This is a genomic window from Pseudarthrobacter sp. BRE9 (assembly GCF_031844305.1).
Lineage (GTDB): Bacteria > Actinomycetota > Actinomycetes > Actinomycetales > Micrococcaceae > Arthrobacter.
This window is the reverse complement of the sequence record NZ_JAUZUY010000013.1, coordinates 34,117-53,613: the sequence shown is the minus strand read 5'-3', so window position 1 is coordinate 53,613 and position 19,497 is coordinate 34,117. Positions and strand designations below refer to the sequence as shown.

Sequence of the window (19,497 nt, the reverse complement as noted above, 5' to 3'; positions counted from 1 at the left end):
TGATTACTATTGAGGCAGAAGGATGAAGTGCTTCCGGGATCCGGGGGCCTCCTTTACTTAGGAAGAGGAACGAAAAATGGGATTTATTGCATTTCTGATTCTCGGACTTATTGCTGGTGCGATCGCTAAGGCGATCCTCCCGGGCAGGCAGGGTGGCGGCTGGGTCATCACTCTGATCCTGGGCGTCGTTGGCGCTTTCCTCGGCGGCTGGCTGGGCGGTTTGATCTTCGGCAGTGGACTGCAGGAGTTCTTCTCGATCCAGACGTGGCTGCTGGCGATCGTCGGCTCGCTGATCGTCCTTGCCATCTATGGCATGGTCACCAAGCGAAGCGCCCGCGGATAACTGTACGGGCATGCCAGGAGGCCGGCCTGGGGACACCATCCCCAGGCCGGCCTTCATTTTCTCCGGCAACAGGCGCCCGCTACGCCGGCCGGGACTGACAACCTTCTCGCAGAGCAGGAGTTCATCGTGAAAAACAAGCTTCTTTTGGGTGTAGGCGTTGCCGTCGGCTATGTCCTCGGCTCCCGTTCAGGCCGTGCGGCCTATGACAAGCTGAAAGCCCGTGCCGCCGGCATCTGGGACAGCAAGCCGGTCCAGGACAAGGTATCCGTGGCCACGGAGACCATCAAGGAAAAGGCTCCCGAGGTGGCGGACCAGTTGAGTGAAGCCGCACGCCGGGCTGGCACTGTCATTGGCTCCGCCATACACCGGGACGGCAGCTCTGGGGGGAGCCAGGCCTCGGGAACTGCTGGCACTTCCAGCGGCACCTCGGTGGCGGGCGACGCCACGGGTGAAGACCACATCCCCGCACACAGCACCCACCCGGAGACCACCAACCTTGGCACCTCCGATGAAACCGGCACAAAGGCCTGATCCTGCTTTCGCCCTGATCATTACGCTGGAACCTGCGTTTGACACAGCGGGTTGAAGGCTTTGTGCTACAACTGAATCGCCTTGCCGGCCGTCGCGATCCTTGGGGGACGCGGCGGCCGGCAACGTTTAACCGGGGCTTGAAACAACACCCATCCATGGTTTTCCACATAGGGGCTTGGGCGGGTCCTGATTGTCGGTGGTGGCTGGCAGAGTGGGGTTATGGAGACCATTGGGGAAGATCTTGGGAAGGCGTACGACGCCGGCAGTTGGCTGCCGCGCCCGGCCCACCTTCATGCCGTCCCCGGGGAGGCGCCGGCCACCGGGGAGCCTTCAGCGCAGTCCCTGAGTCTGACAGCTGCCGCGGCACCTGCCGTACGGGCTTTGTTGGGCGGGCTGGCTGGGCAGCTTGCGGCCACTGCCCTGGCCGCCCCGGACGTGCTGGCCTCCGCCTCCTATGTTGAGGCCGCCGACTTCGCCGGCGGCGTCGAGGAACTGGTCCGGACCGCGGAATACCTGCAAATCCTCTCGGCCGACGCTGTGGACCGGACCCGCACCCAGGCCATCAGCGACGCCGCCACGGCCAAAACCCGCCCCACCCGGTCCCGGGGCTGGACCACCGGATGGGACGCCAACGGTGTCGAAACCCTGAACACCGGACCTCAAGCTGTGAACGAGACCGACGCCGAGTGGCCCGCCCCGGCCGCCACACTCAATGCCCTGGGTCTTAGCCAGCTGGTGTCCCCGGCCGCCACACCCGACCAGCCCTCCCGGCCCGGCCCCCTCGTGGCGTCCCCGGCCGATGACGGCTGCCGGAACACCGCAGAGTTCCTCCGGCTGCGGCTGCGGATTCCCATCCGCGAAGCCCGCCGCCGCCTCACCCTCGCCCGGCACGTCCTCCCCGCCAGCAGCCTCACCGGTGAACCACTCCCACCGGCCCGGCCTCACCTCGCCGCCGCCCTCACCCCGGCCCCGCAGACGAACGACCACCCCCAGGGCCCGGCGGTGTCCTCACACGCCGCGACCATCATCACCGCCACCCTGGACCGGCTCCAACACCACACCACCGAAGAAACCCTGGACCGGATCGAACACCACCTCACCCACGCGGCCGCCACCGCCGACCCCGACTTCCTCACCCGCCTGGCCCAACGCTGGACCGACACCATCGACGCCGACGGCACCGAACCCACCGAAGAAGCCCTCCACCACACCCAAGGCGCCTTCATCCGCAAACCCCGCCACGGCCTGCACCACGTCGAAATCTTTGCCACCACCGACCAATACGAACACCTCCTCACCGTCATGAACACCGCCACCAACCCCCGCACCACCACCCCCGAGACCACCAAGGCCACCAGCACCGGGGCCACGGGAACGGGCACGGCCGCCAGTGAAACCACCCCTGGTGAGGACACCGAACCAGGTGGAGCAGGAACTGCACCAGACCTGCCCGACCTGCCCGACCTGGACCTGCGTACCCGCGCCCAAAAACAACTCGACGGCATCATCACCGCCGCCAAAACAGCCCTCGCCACCAACACCCTGCCCACCACCGGCGGCAACCGGCCCCAGATCATCGCCACCATCCACTACCAGGACCTCTTCCCCGAAACCCCCACCACACCCGCAGGCACCACAGAACCCGCCACGGCCGGACGGCCGGAAGCAGGCACCGGAACACCAGCAGGACCAGCAGCGGGCAGGGCCACAGGGACAGGGACAGGGACAGGGACCTTCGCGTTCACCGGGCCCGTCGCCGCGGCCACCCTGCGCAAAACAGCCTGCGACGCCGACATCATCCCCGCCCTCCTGGGCACCCACGGCGAAATCCTCGACCTCGGCCGCAAAACCCGCCTCTTCACCCCAGCCCAACGCACCGCCCTCACCGCCCGCGACCAAGGCTGCGCCTTCCCCAACTGCACCATCCCCGCCCCCTGGTGCGAAGCCCACCACATCACCTACTGGTCACACGCCGGACCCACCACCACCAACAACGGCGTCCTGCTCTGCAGCCACCACCACCACCTCATCCACAAAGAACAATGGAAAATCACAACCACCCACAACACACCCATGTTCATCCCCCCACCCCACATCGACCCCACCCAAACACCCCAACAAAACCACTACTTCAAACCACCACCACCACCCCGCGGAAGCGGATGAGGCAAGGCTCCCGAACGGGTCGCGGATGACCCGGACCGACCTCCCATGGACCACCATTTGAGGTCCCCCGCGCCGGGGTTGTGCCGGCTCAAGGGGCGGTCCCGATTCAAGGAGCCGTGCCGGTTCAAGCGTCCACTGACATCACCCTGCCCGCGTCCCGGCAGCCATCAAGGGGTCCTGCCGGTTCAAGAGCCGGGGCTGGGGCAGGGGCTGAGGCTGGGGCTGGGCTGATAAAGACCCGCGGAATGCTTACCCCTGCGTCATTCCTGCCGCCAGGCATCCAACAACGACGGTTCCATCCACTTCTTCCGAGTGGACCGTTCGGGTGAGGAAACCGGCGGCAGCCAGGATGGCGGAGGTGCCGCCTGCCTGCCGCTGGCTGGTTTCGATGAGTAGGTGACCGCCGGGAGCCAGCCACCCGAGGCTCCCGGCAGCAACCCTTCGGTGGAAGTCCAGGCCATCAGGACCGCCGTCGAGGGAGGCTACAGGTTCGTACAGGCGCGCTTCGGGCGGCATGGTGCGGATGGCTTCCGTGGGAACGTAGGGAGCATTAACCACCAGCACCCGGACCTGCCCACGCAGTGCCGGCGGCAGGGCATCAAACAGGTCCCCTGCATGCACCTGGCCGCCCATGGGCCCAACGTTCCGGCGGGCACACAGAACAGCCGAAGGTTCGATGTCCGCGGCATGCAGTTCCACCCACGGCGCCTGCTGAATGATGGCCGCTCCCACGGCTCCAGACCCGCAGCAGAGGTCTACGACAACCGGGGGCGCCGGCTGGGGCGCGTCGGGCAGCAGGGCCAGTGCCTCGTGGACCAGCAACTCCGTACGGCGCCGCGGCACAAAGACGCCTGGTTCCACAAGAATGCGCCGGCCCGCAAATTCCGCCCAACCCAGGATGTGCTCCAGGGGGACGCCTGCCACCCGGCGCTGGACATTTCGGGCAAGGTCGCCGGGACTGGAGGCCTCGGCCAACAGCAGGCGGGCCTCTTCCTCCGCGAAAACACATCCCGCGGACCGCAAAGCAGAGACGACGCCGTCGAAGACCCCCAATGGCGACGGACTGCCAGAAGGGGAAGGACCGAGAGATGGTGAAGGACTGAGGGACGGGGAAGGACTGTGAACAGCCCGTGGTTCGGGACGTGGCACAGCAGCACCCTCCGCTGAGCCCGCAGCCACCCCCATGCCGGCTAGCCCAGGCTCTCGGGACGGCGCCGGGAGGGGACGGCCACAGCTGTTACAGCGGTCATGGGCCCACCTCCTTCGTCCCTTGCTGGAAATCCCATGCTAATTGTCGGCCGTGTGCACGGGAATGGGTGCCAACCCTTGGCAGGATGGGATCATGACCACGGGAACAGCCAGCAACATTCTTTGGATCGGCACCTACACCCCCGACGGCGGCGGCCGCGCCAAAGGCATCGGAGCTGTCCGGGAGCACCGCGACGGAAGCCTTGAGTGGCTGGGCACGGCAGTCGAGGCCCAGTCGCCGTCGTTCCTGGCCGTCCATCCCACGTTGCCGGTGGTGTATGCGGCGGCCGAGCAGCGCAAAAAGGTCCAAGCCTACCGCCGCCGGGGCGAGTTTGCGCTGGAACCGTACGGGACGCCGGAGCCGGCCGGAGAGGCCACCTGCCATGTAGCAGTGGACCCGCGGGGCCGGTTTGTCACGGCTGCCTGCTGGGGCGACGGGCAGGTCCTGCTTTACGGGCTGGATGACGACGGCGGCCTGACCGGGCGGTTCCCCGCCGTACCGTCGGTTGACCCCCACGCAAGCCTTTCTCCCGGCAGCCCCAGGCAGAGCCGTGCCCACGCCAGCCTGATGCTGCGTGACGGGCGGGTCATGACGACGGACCTGGGCCATGACACCCTCCGCATTTGGAATTATGAGCCGGGCGCCGGGCTGGTGGCTGACCACGAAGTGGTCCTCCCCTACGGCAGCGGTCCCCGGCATATGGTGGAGCACCCTTCGGGCAACGTGTTCATCGTGTCGGAGTACTCCGTAGAGGTGTTCGTCGTCCGGCCCGAGGCCGGCACGTATGAGCTGGTATTCCGTGGACCCGCTACAGCGGGCGGGAGCAAGGAAGGTGATTCCGCCGCCGAAATCTGCCTTGGTCCGCAGGGAGACTTCGCGTATGCCGGCGTCCGCGGATCCAACCTCATCAGCGTCCTGGAAGTAGCAGCGGGCGGTACCGAACTGATCCCCCTCAAGGACTTCGACAGCGGCGGGGACTGGCCGCGGCACCACCTGGTCCGCGGAAACCGGCTGCATGTGGCCCACGAACGGTCGGACAACATCGCCACGTTTGAGCTGGCCCCCGTGACCGGGCTCCCCGGCCCGGTGCTCCATAATTTGGGCACCCCCTCGCCTACTGCCCTGGTATCCGCCGGCTGACTGCATTCCCCGCCGCACTTCGCGCCACGACCCTTCCCCAGACACTGGAGTAATTCAGTGCAAGCGCTTACAGTTGTGACTTGGTTCACAGGTCAGCGTGCTGTCCTTCGAACCCTCCTGCCGCATCCCTTGTCAACGGCAAGCCTGTACAGCAGCGCTGCTTCCCAGGAAGGTCTCACCCTTGTTATTCCGCACCCCTCCCGGCGCGCCCCCACGCGCCCAGCTGCGGGCAAAGCCCGCAGGAACACAGCCCCCCAGAGCCCGTCGGTCAATGCAAGGCCGCGTCGTCGCGGCCAGGTCCGCGGCCGGCCTCCTGGCAGCCGCCGTGGCCATCTCGGCGGCAGTCCTCCCGGCCCATGCTGCGGTGGCCCTTAAGGATCCAGGTCCCAAGGATCCCGGCATCCAGGGCCAGGGATCTTCCTCCGCCCTGCATTCGCTCCGCGGTCCCGTGACGGACGAAAACTTCTACTTCGTCATGGCAGACCGCTTCAGCAACGGCAGCACCGCCAACGACCAGGGCGGGCTGGGGCCCGACCCGATGGTTTCCGGCTTCGATCCCACGAAGAAGGGCTTCTACAACGGCGGGGACCTGGCCGGCCTGCGCAACAAGATCGACTACATCCAGGGCCTGGGCACCACGTCCATCTGGTTGACCCCCAGCTTCAAGAACAAGGCGGTCCAGCCGGAGGACAAGTCCGCCGGCTACCACGGCTACTGGGTCACGGACTTCACCCAGATCGATCCGCACCTGGGCACAAACGACGAGCTCAAGGCCCTGATCAGCGAGGCCCACGCCCGCGGCATGAAGGTGTACTTCGACATCATCACCAACCACACCGCCGACGTCATCGGCTACCAGGAGGGCGACCGCAAAGGCTACGTCTCAAAGGACGCTGTCCCCTACAAGACGGCCTCGGGTTCAGCATTCGATGACCGCGACTACGCCGGCACCGGAACCTTCCCCCAGCTGGACGCGGACACGTCGTTCCCCTACAAGCCCGTCCTGGCTCCCGGCGAAGAAAACCTCAAGGTTCCCGCCTGGCTGAACGACCCCACGCTGTACCACAACCGCGGCGACACCACCTTCACCGGCGAGGACTCGATGTACGGGGACTTCTTCGGCCTCGACGACCTCTTCACCGAAAATCCCACCGTCGTGCACGGCATGGAGGACATCTATAAGTCCTGGATCGGTGACTTTGGCGTGGACGGTTTCCGGATCGACACCATGAAGCACGTGAACAACGAGTTCTGGCAGGAATTCGGCCCCAACGTCCTCAGCTACGCCAAGGAGCACGGCAAGGACGAGTTCTTCATGTTCGGCGAAGTCTTCGATACCACCAAGAGCTTCACGTCGCAGTTCACCACCCGCAACAAGATGCAGGCCGTGCTCGATTTCCCCTTCCAGGACGCTGCCCGAAATTTTGCCTCGAAGAGCCAGGATGCCAAGGCCCTGCAGGCCTTCTTCGACGGTGACGACTGGTACACCGACGCCGACTCCAACGTCTACGAGCTGCCCACCTTCCTGGGCAACCACGACATGGGCCGCATCGGCAGCTTCATCGCCCAGGATAACCCGGCCGCAAGCGACGCCGAGAAGGTGGCCCGCGACGAGCTGGCCCACGAGCTGATGTACTTCTCCCGCGGCAACCCCGTGGTCTACTACGGCGACGAACAGGGCTTCACCGGCCCTGGCGGCGACCAGGATGCACGCCAGACCCTGTTCGCCAGCAAGGTTCCGGACTACCTGGACGACGACCTGCTGGGCACGGACGCCACGCACGCCACCGACAACTTCAACCCGGGCCACCCCCTCTACGCCAGGATCGGCGAACTGGCCGCCCTCGCCAAGGAGCACCCGGCGCTGCGGAACGGCGCGCACCAGCACCGCTACGCCTCCGACGGGCCGGGCATCTACGCCTTCTCCCGCACGGATGCCCAGGACCAGCGCGAATACGTGGTGGCCCTGAACAACAGCGCCCAGCCGCAGACGGCGGAGGTCCCCACGTACATCGCGAAGCGCAGCTACACGCGCATTTACGGCGAGGGCCCCGACGAGGCCAAAACCTCGGACGACGCCAAACTGACCCTGACCGTCCCGCCGCTCTCCGCCGTCGTCTACGAATCCTCGGGACGGATCCCGCACTCCAAGGAGGCCCCCGCCGTCGCCCTCCGGCAGCCGGCCGCCGCCACGGGTGACAACGGACGCATCAACGTGAGGGCCGACGTCGACGGTGCTTCGTTCTACGAGGTCACCTTTGAGGCGAAGACGGCCGGCGGCGAGTGGCAGCGGATCGGCACGGACGACACCGCGCCGTACCAGGTGTTCCACGATGTGGCGGCGCTGGACGCCGGCACCCCGCTGGAGTACCGCGCCACCGTGCTGGACAACGGCGGGCATGCCGCCACCAGCAAGAGCCGTTCAGCGACTGTCCCCGCGCCGGTCCTGACCCTGCAGAAGCCCGCCGAGGGCAGCAGCGTGGAAGGCAAAGTTGAGCTGAGCGCCACCGCTGACCCGGAAAAGGCCAGCCATGTGGTGTCCTTCGAGCGGAGCGTGAACGGCGGGGACTGGACCGCGGTGGGCACCGACTCGTCCTCACCCGTCTACTCCGCAACCGACGATGTGACCGGCGTCGCGGACGGCACCCAGGTCCAGTACCGCGCAACGATGTCCGGCACGGGTTTCAACGTCACCAGCGAAACCAGGACCGTCACGGTGGGCCAGGCCCCGCAGCCCGACTCGGTCACGGTGGCCGGGTCCCTGAACCAGGCAATGGGCTGCAGCGCGCCGTGGGATCCGGGCTGCAGCCAGGCGCGGATGGTCCTGGACCCCGCGGACCGGATCTGGCGGCTGACAGTGGACCTGCCGGCCGGGAAGTACGAGTACAAGGCCGCCCTGAACGGCGGCTGGGACGAAAACTACGGCGCCGACGGCCAGCTCAACGGGCAGAACATCGTGCTGGACCATCCAGGCGGACCCGTGACCTTCCGCTACGACAACAGCACCCACCTGCTCAGCGCCGTCTACGCCTCACAGCAACCGGCCGCCGTGGCAGCAGCCGGAAGCATGGACAGCGAGCTGGGCTGCGCCTCGGACTGGGAACCCGCGTGTGGCCAGGCGCAGCTGGCGCTGGACCCGGCAGACCTCGTGTGGAAGCTGTCCGTTCCGGACCTGCCGGCGGGAAGCTACGAGTTCAAGGCAGCCCTGAACCGCGCTTGGGATGTCAGCTACGGGGCGGGCGGGGCAACGCCCGGCGCGAACATTGTGTTTGAGCACGACGGCGGCCCGGTCACCTTCCGTTACGACCACTTCACCCATGTGATCACCGCGGGCTAGGTTCACCCTCCGACAAGAGGACAACCGGGACGGAAACCAATGAGGCCCCGCCGCTTACCAAGCGGCGGGGCCTCATTGCTTTCAGATCCGCTTATGACCCCTGCAGGGCGCCCTCCACCGCCGCCAGCAGTGAATTGAAACGCTTGTTGGCGGGAAGGTCATCAAGGTAGACGGGTTTTCCGTCCGGGCCGCCCAACGGCACCTGCCAGTTGGGGTAAAGGGCCTCGGTGGTTCCGGGCTGGTTCTGGACCCGCCGCTCCCCCACCGCATCCACCAGCGCTACGCCTAGCAGTACCGACGGCGCCTGGGCCAGCAGCAGGTGCAGCGCCTCGATGGTGTGCTCCTCAGATGCCCCCTCCACTCCGCCGGCAGCCATTTCGGAGAGGTAGCCGCGTTCACGCAGGAGTGCGAACATCTTCTCCAGTGACGCATTGTGCTCCGCGCGTTCCTCCTGTTCGGACCGCTCCAGCAGCCCCAACCGGCTCCGCAGTCCCACGTGGTCCCCGGCAAGGTAGCCGGCGGTCGGCGGGAGATCGTGGGTGTTGACGCTGGCAAGCGCCTGCGTACGGTACTTTTCCGGCGCAAGCGGCGACTCGCCGTCGTACTCAAACCAAAGGATGGACGTGCCCAGGATCCCGCGGGCCGCAAGGTAGTCACGCACCCATGGCTCGAAGGTGCCCAGGTCCTCACCGATCACCACGGCACCGGCGCGGTGCGCTTCGAGGGCGAGGATGCCGATCAGGGCCTCATGGTCGTAACGGACGTAGGCACCGTCCCCGGGAGCGTTCCCCATGGGGATCCACCACAGCCGGAACAGGCCCAGGATGTGGTCCACACGGATGCCGCCGGCGTGCCGGAGCACGTTGGCCAGCATGTTGCGGAACGGTTCGTAGCCCGCCTCGGCCAGGCGGGCGGGGTGCCACGGCGGCTGGCCCCAGTCCTGCCCCTGCTGGTTGTACATGTCCGGCGGGGCGCCCACGCTGGTGTTCGGGGCCAGCACGCCGCGCAGCGTCCAGGCGTCGGCGCTGCTGTGGTCCACACCCACCGCGAGGTCATGCACCACCCCCAGCCGCATTCCCGAGCGCAGCGCCGTCCTCTGGGCGTTCTCCAGCTGCTCGTCGCAGATCCACTGCAGCCAGCGGTGGAACCCGATCCGGTCCGCGAGCTTCTTCCGCAGTGCTTCCGCTTCCGGTGTTCCGATGGCGCACGCCGGGTCTTTCCAGAGCGGATCGTCCGGCGCCAGGTCCTCGCGGATGGCTGACCACAGCGCGAAATCCTCCAGGCCGCTGCCGGAGATGCGGCAGAACTCATCGAACGCGGCCTGCCGGGCCGGTGAACGACGCGTGTGGTAGAGCATTTCCAGCGCCTGCAGCTTTGCCGCGTACACGGCATCGCGGTCCAGCCGGGCACCCTCCTTGTTCAGCCCTGCCACTTCCTCGTGGAGTTTTTCCAGCGCCGCTCGTTTCCTCGGCCGGAGGTACGCCAGCTCGGGGATGGCTTCGATACGGATGTAGAGCGGGTTGAAGAACCGGCGGGTGGACGGCGAGTAGGGCGAGGGCTGGACCGGCGGAACGGGCTCAGCAGCGTGCAGCGGGTTCACCAGCACATAGTCGGCGCCGCGCGCACCACTGATCGCGGCCAGGTCCGCCAGGTCCGCAAAGTCACCGATGCCCCATGACCGCTTTGAGCGGACCGAATACAGCTGCGTGGCCAGGCCCCAGCCGCGGCGTTCCTCCAGCGGCTTTGCCGTGGCCAGCCGCGCCGGCGTCACCACCAGCGTAGCGGTCGCCGTAACGCCTTCCGACTCCGCCTGCAGGGTGTGCCAGCCCAGAGGCAGGTCCTCGGGAAGCGAGAAGGTGGCACGTCCCCTGGAGACGCCGTCGACCTCCCTTGACTGGACCCAGACATCCTGCTGGACGGCCTCCCGCTCCCCGGTTCCCCCTTCCAGGATGACGTTAAGGCGGGCGGTGGCACCGTCCCGGACATGGACCGGCACCTGGGCCGGTTCGCCTTGCTTGATGACGACGGCGGGAGGCAGCATCTGCCGCCAGGGCGACAGTTCCGCCTCCGCCAAGGCAGCCTTGATGAGCTGGTTGGTGTGTGCCTCAACGCCGAGGGCGGCCAGCACCTTGATCAGTGTCGCTTCGGCCACGGAGTGCGGAAGGCCGTCCCAGCCCTGGAAGGACGTGCCAACACCGTGCGCGTCGGCCAACTGCTGCAGCAGGTGCGGATCCACCGGTTCAGGGGCAGCGGCAGGAGGGTCTGCGGGCGAAGTTGACCGTGGTGCGTGCTGCTGGTCTGAAGCCGTCATGGGTGTCCGCCTCGTCTGTGATGGTCCCGGAACTTACAGTGCTGCTGTTGTACCGGGCGCTGACACCCCCGTGCACAACCGTTGGTTCAGATTATTGCAGGGCGGCGCGGAGGCGAAACCCGGACGGCGTGCGGGCGGGTCCTGACAGGTCCCAGGCACGGCCTACGGATCGAAGTGCGTGCTCACTGCCCCGCCACTGACCCGGCCCAGGATCCCGGCGGCAACGTCCCGCAGCTTCTGGTTCCGGTGGCTGGACGCCTTGGTGAGCACGGCCATGGCCTCGTCCTGGCTGCACCGGTTTTGCGCCATGATCACCCCGCAGGCCAGGTCGATGGTGGTACGGCTCGCCATGGCGGCCTTCAGGTCATCCGCCAGGTTCTGGGTATCGGCAATCCGCAGCGCCAACCGCACCGCGCGGGCGGCGAGGTCGGCAAAACCCTTCAGCCCGGTGGACGATGTGGGGGGGCAAAGGTGCCCGGCTCCGCAGCAAAGAAGTTCAACGCCGCGGACTGGTGGTCGTCGAGGGGAAGGGGGACGCCCAGGACGCTGCGGCAGCCATTCTCGGCCAGGACCTTCTGGTAGTTGGGCCAGCGGTTATCGGTCTCGACATTGGACAGGACCATGGGCCTCATGGCCTCCAGCGCCGCGAGGCACGGCCCCTCCCCCAGGGCCTGCTCCAGCTTGTCCAGGATGACGGCGCGTTCACTGCTGCCCGCAATGGTGACGCTGCGTTTGCGGCGCCGGAGGGTCACCCCGCACTCGATGGCCACGCCCGCGTCACCGCTGAGCGTTGACGCGGCAAGAGTGGACAGCTCCGTCAGGAAGTCAGCGACGTTGCTGCTGCCGATGATGAGGTCGTGCAGTTGGACGAACTGGTCGTCACTCTTGATGGTGCCCATCCTTCAATATAGGCACGATTCCGCGCTGTTGGCGCGCCACAAAACGTCATTCCCGTAGCCCCATAGTTACTCCGTGCGACGAAAAGAGAAGGACTAAGGCGGAATTCTGCGGCGGTCCCCGGAAGCTGTGTAGCCTCATGACGATCCAAGGCACGGCAACTGAATGGAGGAGGCCGCAGATGAGCCTGAGCGAACTGCGGGTGTTCGGACGGTCGGGAACCCCCATCAGTCCCCTCACCCTTGGCACCATGAATTTCGGCGAGGGGACCGGCAGCTCCCAGGGCGCCCCCACCGGCGCGGATGAAAGCATCCGCATCATCCACGCAGCCCTGGACGCCGGCATCACGGCCATTGACACCGCGGACGTCTATTCCCAGGGCGAGTCCGAACAGGTGGTGGGCCGGGCCCTCCGCGGCCGCCGGGACGACGTCTTCCTGGCCACCAAGTTCCACGGCCAGATGAGCCCCAATCCAGCACACTCCGGAAACTCCCGGCGCTGGATCATGCAGGCCGTCGAGGGCAGCCTCCGGCGGCTGCAGACCGACCGCATCGACCTGTACCAGGCGCACCGGCCGGACTACAACACCGACGTCCTCGAGACCATCACCACCCTCAATGACCTGATCCGCCAGGGCAAGATCCTGTATTACGGCACCTCCGTATTTACGCCGGCGCAGCTTGTCGAGGCGCAGTGGCTGGCCACCACCAACCACCTGATCCCGCCGCTGGGCAACCAGGTCCCGTACTCCATGCTGGTCCGCGGCAATGAACGGGACGTCCTGCCCATCGCCCAGCAGTATGGCCTGGGCGTACTTGCCTACGGCCCGCTGGCCGGCGGCTGGCTGTCCGGCAGCTTTGTCCTTGAATCAGGCAAACCGCCCACCCGGGTCCACACTCTGCCCGGCCGGTACGACATCTCCGGACCTTCCAGTGAGCGGAAGCTGCTGGCCGCGGACTCTTTGGCCCGGCTGGCGGACAAGCTGGAAATGTCCCTGGTGGACCTGGCCGTGGGATTCGCCCTGACCCATCCCGCCGTCAGCAGCGTGATCATTGGCCCGCGCAACGAGGAGCACCTCCAGGCGTACCTGCGCGCGGCTGACGTCCAGCTGGGCGAGACGGTGCTGGATACCATCGACGACCTGGTGCCGCCGGGAACCAACTTCGTGGAGCGGGATGCGGGCGCCATTGTTCCGTCCATCGAGTTCGCGGAATTACGGCGGCGGTAGGCGGCTTCCGGCTGAGGCCCGGGGCTATTGACTAACCGGTAGAAGACTCCTACGGTCGATATCGATACCGCCGCCCAAGGAAGCAGGGGCCTGCCATGCCAATGTCCGATGAGGAGCGACGCCTGCTCAAGGAGCTGGAGCTGGGGCTGATCGCGGACGATCCCCACCTGGCCATGGAACTGCTGTCCGGCTACCCGGCGCGCCGTTTCCCCGCAGGGCTGTTGCCGGGGACGGCTGCGGCACTGGTCGGCCTGGTGCTCATCATTGCAGGGGCCGGGCTGCCTGCTCCCGGCGCGGTGGTGCTAGGGATTCTGTTGCTGGGGCTGGGCGCCTGCCTGTTGCTTGGCCCCACGTTGCTGGCCCGGAGCGGGGGCCGGCAAATCACCGGCTGATGGCGTTGGTGGTGCGGCTTTCTTTGGGTTTGCGCCTGCTCGGCGCGTTGCTGCTGCCCCTGTTTGCCCTGGTGTCAGGATGAACAGGCTGGCCAGCACGACGGCGGCGCCAAGCCAGGCAAGTGCCGGCAGCCGTTCACCCACCACGAGTACCGCCAGGACGGCTGCCACCACGGTTTCGAGCAGGGAGATGCCGGTGGCCGTGCCCGCCCCCACCCGGGCCAGTCCCCAGCCGAACAGCAGATAGCCGGCAAACATCGGCACCGTGGCCATATACGCGCCCACACCAACGCCGCGCCAGGACTCCAGCAGCGGGCCGCCGGTCGCGGCGAGGACCGGCATCAGGAGGATTCCGCCCAGTCCGAAAATGGCGCCCATGGCGGCGCGAGGGGTGACACCATGGCCGGTCAGCCGGTGGGCCGCCCAGGAATACAGGGCATAGGTGGTTCCGGCCAGGAGTCCCAGGAGGATTCCCACGATCGAGGTCCAGGAATCCGGCCCGGGGCCGGGTGTGGGAGGTACGGGCGCGGTGGGTCCGGGCGCCGCCGGCGAATGTCCGGCGAGTGACAGCAGGGCGGCCCCGCCGATTCCCAGCAGCGCCCCGAGAATCCACTGCCGGCTCAGCGGCTTCCTGTCCGCGAAACGTTCGATCAGCGCCGCCGCCACCGGCGCTGAACCGATGGAGACCACCGTTCCCACGGCCACTCCGGAGAGCCGCATGGAACTGTAGAAGGCCAGGGGGTAGACGGCTACCGCCAGGGCGCCGGGCAACACCAGGCGCCACCGGGCACGAAGGCTGCCCCACTGGACCGCGATATGGCGTGCGGCGTACAGCGCCTGCAGGAGCCCGCCCAGCCCCATTGCCACGGCGCCGATGGCCAGCGGGCTCACGGCGGGCGCGAAGGTGGCGGCTGTCCCTGTGGTCCCCCAGAGGATCGAGGCGGCCACCACGGAGAGTGCTCCGCGGAGTTGGGCCTGCCGGTGGTTAGGCGTGTCGTTCACAGGGCGTCCAGCAGTTGCCCGGCGATGGACCGGGCGTCCCGCAGCGGCGCGTCGCTTCCTTCAAGGCCGGCCCTGGCCATGGCTCCCTCAAGCAGGAACGCCAGGTGCGCGGCAATGCGCGGGACTGATTCTTCCCGGCCCCGCAACAGCCCTGCCACATGCTGTGCAAGGAGTTCCTGCACTTCCTCCTTGTGGCGCCGCACGGCGGCCCTGCCGGGATCCCCTGCGGGCAGTTCCGCTGCGGCGTTGAGCAGCCCACACCCCCTGAAACCGTGCTGGTAGGCGACGTTGGCGTGGTCCAGGCACGCGTCAAAGACCGCCAGAACCCCCTCCCGCGGCGTGCCGGCCGATTCCAGCCGCTTGCGGTAGAGGCCCAGCCACTCCCCGTGCCGGGCTTCCAGGTATGCGGCCACCAAGTCCGCCTTGGAGTTGAAGTTGTTGTAAAGGCTCTTCTTGGCCACCCCCGCTTCGGCCGTGATCGTGTCGATTCCCGTGGCGGCGACGCCGTGCGCATAGAAAAGGCGGGCGGCCGCCTCAAGCAGCAGCTCGCGGGCAGGGCGGCGTGCCGTCACCGCAGGACGTGAAGCAGGCATCGGGTACTCCTTGCAGCGCTGGTAGGTAGCCCAGTCTACCTACAACTCACTGCAGCTGTCTCCGCTCACTCCGTGTGGGACCGCCGGCAGTCGTTTGAACGGGCAGTCCCGCCTGGAGCTCCTGCGCGAGTGATTCCACGAGGACCTCCAGGGGCTGCGTGACGTCGCCCAGGATATGCGGTTCATCGGCCGCCAATTCCTCCAGTGCGGCGAACTGGGATTCCAGCAGCGCTCTCGGCATGAACTCGTGGGCACGCGCTTCCATCCTTGCGCCAATGGTGGCTGCGGTGCCGGCCAGGTGGATGAAGACAACCTCCGGTGCGTAGCTGCGCAATAGGTCCCGGTAACGGCGCTTCAACGCAGAGCAGGCCACAATCGGCGGAACTGTTGCGCCGTCGCCGGCCTTTGCTGCCAGCAGCTCCCCCAGCCGGCCGAGCCAGGGTTCCCGGTCCTTGTCCGTCAGCGGAACGCCGGCGGCCATTTTTTGCTTGTTGGCTGCGGGGTGGAAGTCGTCACCGTCCAGGAACGGCATGCCCAGGCGCTGGCCCAGGAGGGAACCGACCGTGGATTTCCCGCAGCCCGAAACGCCCATCACCACCAGCGGCGGGAGCGCGCTCACGATTGGCTCCCGCCGCCGAAGCTGAGCAGGACCTTCCCGGATTCGGCGGAGTTCCGCGCCACGCCAAAGGCTTCCAGCGCGTCTTCCACCGGGTACTCGTGCGTGATCACGGGCTCGATGTGGAGCGAGCCGTCGGCGAGGGCGGCGATGACGTCGTCGATCTCGTCGTTGAACCGGAAGGAACCCTTCAGCTCGAGCTCCCGCGTGATCGCCAGCGAGATCAGCACCGGCTGCGGCCCGGTGGGCAGCAGCCCCACCATCACCACGGTGCCGCCGCGGGTTGCGCCCTGGATGGCGGAGGCCAGGCCGTGGTGGTTGCCGGAGGATTCAATCACGACGTCGGCCTCGACAGCTGCGATCGCCCCGGCATCACCGGCGGTGATCACTTGGTCCGCTCCCACGGCTTTGGCGATTTGCAGCGGCTTGTCGTGCATGTCGACGGCGGTGATGCGGCTTGCGCCGGCGCGCTTGAGGACGGCGACGGCGAGGGCGCCGATCGGTCCGCTGCCGATCACGAGCGCGGACTTGCCGGCCACGTTCCCGGCCCGCGCCACCGCGTGCCAGGCCACGGAGGCGGGCTCGATCAGTGCGGCGGTGCGCAGATCGATGCTGTCCGGCAGGGTCCGGAGCATGCGGGTGGGGAGGTTCACGTAGCGGCTGAACGCGCCGTCCTTGTGCGGGAACCGTGCAGCGCTGCCCAGGTACGTGCAGCCCGGCGAAAGGTTGGGCCGGTCCGCGGGGTAGCGTGCCGCGCCCGGGCCCGGGGTTGCCGGGTGGACTGCCACCGGGGTGCCCGCGGCGGGACCGGTGCCGTCAGCAGCGGCACGGACCACTGTTCCGGAAATCTCGTGGCCCAGCACCAGGGGCGCCTTCAGGATGGATTCGCCGGCGGCGCCGTGCAGCCAGTAGTGCAGGTCGGAGCCGCAGATGCCGCCGTAGTGCACCTCGATGACTGCCTCGTCAGGGGCAGGATCAGGCAGCGGGACTTCATCAATCCGGAGATCATTGGCGGCGTGGGCCACCACGGCCGGGCCGGCAATGGGGAGGGCTGTCTCCAGTGTCATCAGACCACCACCGTCATTCCGCCGTCGATGAAGATGGTCTGGCCGTTGACGAAGTCGGATCCGCTGGAAGCCAGCCAGACCGTGGGCCCTGCCAGGTCCTGCACGGTCCCCCACCGGTTCGCCGGGGTGCGGCCCAGGATCCAGGAGTTGAACTTTTCGTCGTCCACCAGGTTCTGCGTCATCTCCGTGTGAATGTAGCCGGGCGCGATGCCGTTGATCTGCAGCCCGGACGCCGCCCACTCCGCCGTCATGGCCCGGGTGAGGTTCCGCAGCCCGCCCTTCGCCGCAATGTAGGGCGCGATGGTGGGCCGGGCCAGGTCTGTCTGGACCGAGCAAATGTTGATGATCTTGCCGTGCCCCCGCGGGATCATGAACCGGGCAGCCTCCCGGCCCACGAGGAACGCGCTGGTCAGGTCCGTGGAGATCACCCGTTCCCAGTCCTTCACGTCCAGGTCCAGCATGGGCACCCGGTGCTGGATCCCGGCATTGTTCACCAGGATCTCCAACGGACCCACATGCTCCTCCACCCAGGCAATGCCGCGGGCGGCTTCGGCGTCGCTGGTGACATCGAAGGCGACACTGTGGATACGCCCGGGGGCGAAGTCGGCAGCCATCGCCGCCGCGGCGTCCTTGAGCCGTTCTTCATTGACGCCGTTGAGCACAACTGTTGCACCGGCGTCGGCCAGGCCCCTTGCCAGCGCGTTGCCGATCCCGCGGCTGGACCCGGTCACGAGGGCAACGCGGCCGGTGAGGTCGAAAAGTGAGCTCATGCGAACGGTCCCTGCTGAACGAGGTTGGCCGGAGTCTGGCCGGCGGCCAGCGCCTCGAGCTGTTTCCGGAGGAGCTTCAGGATCCGCGGTTCGAACGCGGAGGCGTTGCCGCCCACATGCGGGGTGATGAGGGCGTTCTGCGTCGACCAGAGGGAATGGCCCTTGGGCAGCGGTTCAGGGTCCACCACGTCCAGGGCGCACTGCAGCCGGCCGGAGACCACCTCATTGGCAAGCGCGTCGGTATCGATCACCGGCCCCCGTCCCACATTGACCACCAGCGCGCCGTCGGGCAATGCCGCCAGGACCTGCGCGTTCACCAGGTGGTGGGTGTTGTCATTCAGGGGAAGGACGGACACCAGGATGTCATGGTCCCGGGCCAGCGCCTCGAGGTCTGCCGGAGCATGCACCGGCCCATGTTCATCGGTGCGGGCGCTGCTCCCCACCCGGGTGATGGTGACTTCGAAGGGTTCCAGCCGGCGGGCCAGCTCCTTGCCGATCCCGCCGATCCCCAGCAACAGGACCTTCCGGTCGGCCAGGGACTGGCGCCGCTGCGGTGCCCAGTTTTCGGCCTGCTGGTCCCGGACGGCCTGGTCGATGCCGCGCAGCTTGGCCAGGATGAGGCCCACGGCCAGCTCGGCAGTCGCAGCTGCGTGGACGCCTGAGGCGTTTGCCACTGCGGCGGCCGGCCCCGCAGCCTCGCGTACGCCGTCGAACCCTGTTGACTGGGTCTGGACGAACTTGAGGCCAGGGACCTTATCCAGGTTCCCAAGCACTGCCCCGGCGTTGATGTACGGGAGGATGACGCCGTCGATGCCTCCGTGGGTCTCGTCCGGCGCCCCCTGCATGTCCCACACCACGCCGCGGAGTCCTTCAGGAAGCGGTGAGAGATCTGCCAGGAGTTGGCGTTCAGGGAAGCTGACGGTTTGTACTAACTGCATCGGGAGGGCCTAACGGTTGGTGATGGGTTGGCTGCAGGGCGGCGACTTCAGTGCTGTGTCCGGTCCTTAGTCCCCGCGGCGGTCGAAGGTGAGGCCGCCCGGAACCTGGAACGTGGGCATGAGCTCAAGCATGCCAACATTCACGTGGCGCGGCGTTTCGATGGCGTAATCCAGGGCGTTGACGATGTCATCCGTGGTGAGTGACTCGTAGCCTTCGTAGTACGTCTTCCACGCCTCTTCCATAGCCTCGGGGCTCCCGCCCATGTTGCGGCCGAAGATCTCCGTCTCCACCCGGCCGGGGCAGATTTCGGTGACGCGGATACGCTTGCCCACGGTGTCGTTGCGGAGCTGCCTGGAGACCTGGTGCACCGCCGCTTTGGTGGCGTGATACACGGTGTGGCCGTAGAAGTTGTAGGTGCCGGCGATCGAGCTGATGTTGACCACGTGGCCCAGGTCGCGCTCCACCATGCCGGGCAGGACCAGCCGGGTGAGCTGCAGCAGGCCGCGAAGGTTGACGTCCACCAGTTCGTCGATGTCCTGCTCGGACGAATCCAAGATGTTGCCCGGCCGGGACACCCCGGCGCAGTTGACCAGGACGTCCACCTTGAGGTCACGCACGACGGCGGCCAGCGCGGCGGTGTCGGTCAGGTCCACCACGTGCGGGATGGCGCCGGTGCGGTCGGCCAGTTCAGTGAGGCGTTCCTCGTTGCGGGCCACGGCGTGGACGGTGAGGCCGCGCTTGGCAAGCCGCTCTGCGATGGCGGCCCCCATGCCGGTGGATGCTCCGGTGACGAGGGCGGTGGTGTAATCGGAAAAAGGCACTTGTACTCCAAAAGTGGGAATTGTCCGGGCTCTTACGTCCGGCGGCGGGGCCGGACGTAAGAGCCCATGGTCAGGGGTGGCTGGGCGCCGGGCGG

18 protein-coding genes are annotated in these 19,497 nt (G+C 67.3%); 7 read left to right on the top strand and 11 right to left on the bottom strand.

Annotation, left to right across the window (positions count from 1 at the left end; translation table 11 throughout):
* Window positions 1-76: 76 nt before the first annotated feature.
* The 3 genes from Q9R31_RS19100 to Q9R31_RS19090 all read left to right on the top strand — a co-directional run bounded on the left by Q9R31_RS19100 (window position 77) and on the right by Q9R31_RS19090 (window position 3,040).
* On the top strand, window positions 77-343 hold the full coding sequence (locus Q9R31_RS19100; RefSeq protein WP_056331329.1) for a GlsB/YeaQ/YmgE family stress response membrane protein: 267 nt from the start codon (window positions 77-79) through the stop codon (window positions 341-343).
* 126 nt (window positions 344-469) lie between these two features.
* Entirely contained in the window at window positions 470-874 is a 405-nt protein-coding gene (locus Q9R31_RS19095) for a YtxH domain-containing protein (RefSeq protein ID WP_311264287.1), read from the top strand.
* Between the two features lie 219 nt (window positions 875-1,093).
* Entirely contained in the window at window positions 1,094-3,040 is a 1,947-nt protein-coding gene (locus Q9R31_RS19090; protein ID WP_311264286.1) for a DUF222 domain-containing protein, read from the top strand.
* Window positions 3,041-3,289: 249 nt separating this feature from the next.
* Here Q9R31_RS19090 and Q9R31_RS19085 read toward each other — a convergent pair whose 3' ends face one another.
* Window positions 3,290-4,093, bottom strand: a complete 804-nt coding sequence (locus Q9R31_RS19085) for a putative protein N(5)-glutamine methyltransferase (RefSeq protein ID WP_397428273.1) — start codon at window positions 4,091-4,093, stop codon at window positions 3,290-3,292.
* Between the two features lie 289 nt (window positions 4,094-4,382).
* Here Q9R31_RS19085 and Q9R31_RS19080 point away from each other — a divergent pair, with 289 nt between their 5' ends.
* Entirely contained in the window at window positions 4,383-5,429 is a 1,047-nt protein-coding gene (locus Q9R31_RS19080) for a beta-propeller fold lactonase family protein (protein WP_311264285.1), read from the top strand.
* 271 nt (window positions 5,430-5,700) lie between these two features.
* Complete coding sequence (locus Q9R31_RS19075; RefSeq protein ID WP_311264284.1) at window positions 5,701-8,766, top strand: alpha-amylase family glycosyl hydrolase; 3,066 nt, start codon at window positions 5,701-5,703, stop codon at window positions 8,764-8,766.
* Window positions 8,767-8,857: 91 nt separating this feature from the next.
* On the opposite strand, the gene malQ is transcribed toward Q9R31_RS19075, so the two are convergent.
* From malQ to Q9R31_RS19060, 3 genes are all read right to left on the bottom strand, one after another.
* Window positions 8,858-11,077 (bottom strand): 4-alpha-glucanotransferase, encoded by a 2,220-nt coding sequence (gene malQ / locus Q9R31_RS19070; protein WP_311264283.1) that lies wholly within the window; start codon window positions 11,075-11,077, stop codon window positions 8,858-8,860.
* Window positions 11,078-11,239: 162 nt separating this feature from the next.
* A complete protein-coding gene (locus tag Q9R31_RS19065; protein WP_311264282.1) occupies window positions 11,240-11,428 on the bottom strand; it encodes an ANTAR domain-containing protein in 189 nt (62 codons plus the stop codon).
* 89 nt (window positions 11,429-11,517) lie between these two features.
* On the bottom strand, window positions 11,518-11,976 hold the full coding sequence (locus tag Q9R31_RS19060) for a GAF domain-containing protein (protein ID WP_311264281.1): 459 nt from the start codon (window positions 11,974-11,976) through the stop codon (window positions 11,518-11,520).
* 179 nt (window positions 11,977-12,155) lie between these two features.
* Here Q9R31_RS19060 and Q9R31_RS19055 point away from each other — a divergent pair, with 179 nt between their 5' ends.
* Window positions 12,156-13,202 (top strand): aldo/keto reductase, encoded by a 1,047-nt coding sequence (locus Q9R31_RS19055; protein ID WP_311264280.1) that lies wholly within the window; start codon window positions 12,156-12,158, stop codon window positions 13,200-13,202.
* Between the two features lie 95 nt (window positions 13,203-13,297).
* Entirely contained in the window at window positions 13,298-13,594 is a 297-nt protein-coding gene (locus tag Q9R31_RS19050) for a DUF3040 domain-containing protein (RefSeq protein ID WP_311264279.1), read from the top strand.
* Here the strand turns inward: Q9R31_RS19050 and Q9R31_RS19045 are convergent.
* The 7 genes from Q9R31_RS19045 to Q9R31_RS19015 form a co-directional block, all read right to left on the bottom strand.
* Window positions 13,505-14,596, bottom strand: coding sequence for a DMT family transporter (locus Q9R31_RS19045; protein ID WP_311264278.1), 1,092 nt, complete (start codon window positions 14,594-14,596; stop codon window positions 13,505-13,507). The genes Q9R31_RS19050 and Q9R31_RS19045 overlap by 90 nt on opposite strands.
* Entirely contained in the window at window positions 14,593-15,189 is a 597-nt protein-coding gene (locus Q9R31_RS19040) for a TetR/AcrR family transcriptional regulator (RefSeq protein ID WP_311264277.1), read from the bottom strand. The genes Q9R31_RS19045 and Q9R31_RS19040 overlap by 4 nt, the downstream gene beginning before the upstream one ends.
* A gap of 46 nt (window positions 15,190-15,235) precedes the next feature.
* Window positions 15,236-15,811, bottom strand: a complete 576-nt coding sequence (locus tag Q9R31_RS19035) for a gluconokinase (RefSeq protein WP_311264342.1) — start codon at window positions 15,809-15,811, stop codon at window positions 15,236-15,238.
* Complete coding sequence (locus tag Q9R31_RS19030) at window positions 15,805-16,872, bottom strand: L-idonate 5-dehydrogenase (RefSeq protein WP_311264276.1); 1,068 nt, start codon at window positions 16,870-16,872, stop codon at window positions 15,805-15,807. The genes Q9R31_RS19035 and Q9R31_RS19030 overlap by 7 nt, the downstream gene beginning before the upstream one ends.
* A complete protein-coding gene (locus Q9R31_RS19025) occupies window positions 16,872-17,642 on the bottom strand; it encodes an SDR family oxidoreductase (protein ID WP_311264275.1) in 771 nt (256 codons plus the stop codon). The genes Q9R31_RS19030 and Q9R31_RS19025 overlap by 1 nt, the downstream gene beginning before the upstream one ends.
* Entirely contained in the window at window positions 17,639-18,580 is a 942-nt protein-coding gene (locus Q9R31_RS19020) for a 2-hydroxyacid dehydrogenase (protein WP_311264274.1), read from the bottom strand. The genes Q9R31_RS19025 and Q9R31_RS19020 overlap by 4 nt, the downstream gene beginning before the upstream one ends.
* Before the next feature lie 66 nt (window positions 18,581-18,646).
* Complete coding sequence (locus Q9R31_RS19015) at window positions 18,647-19,402, bottom strand: SDR family oxidoreductase (RefSeq protein WP_311264273.1); 756 nt, start codon at window positions 19,400-19,402, stop codon at window positions 18,647-18,649.
* Window positions 19,403-19,497: the final 95 nt, after the last annotated feature.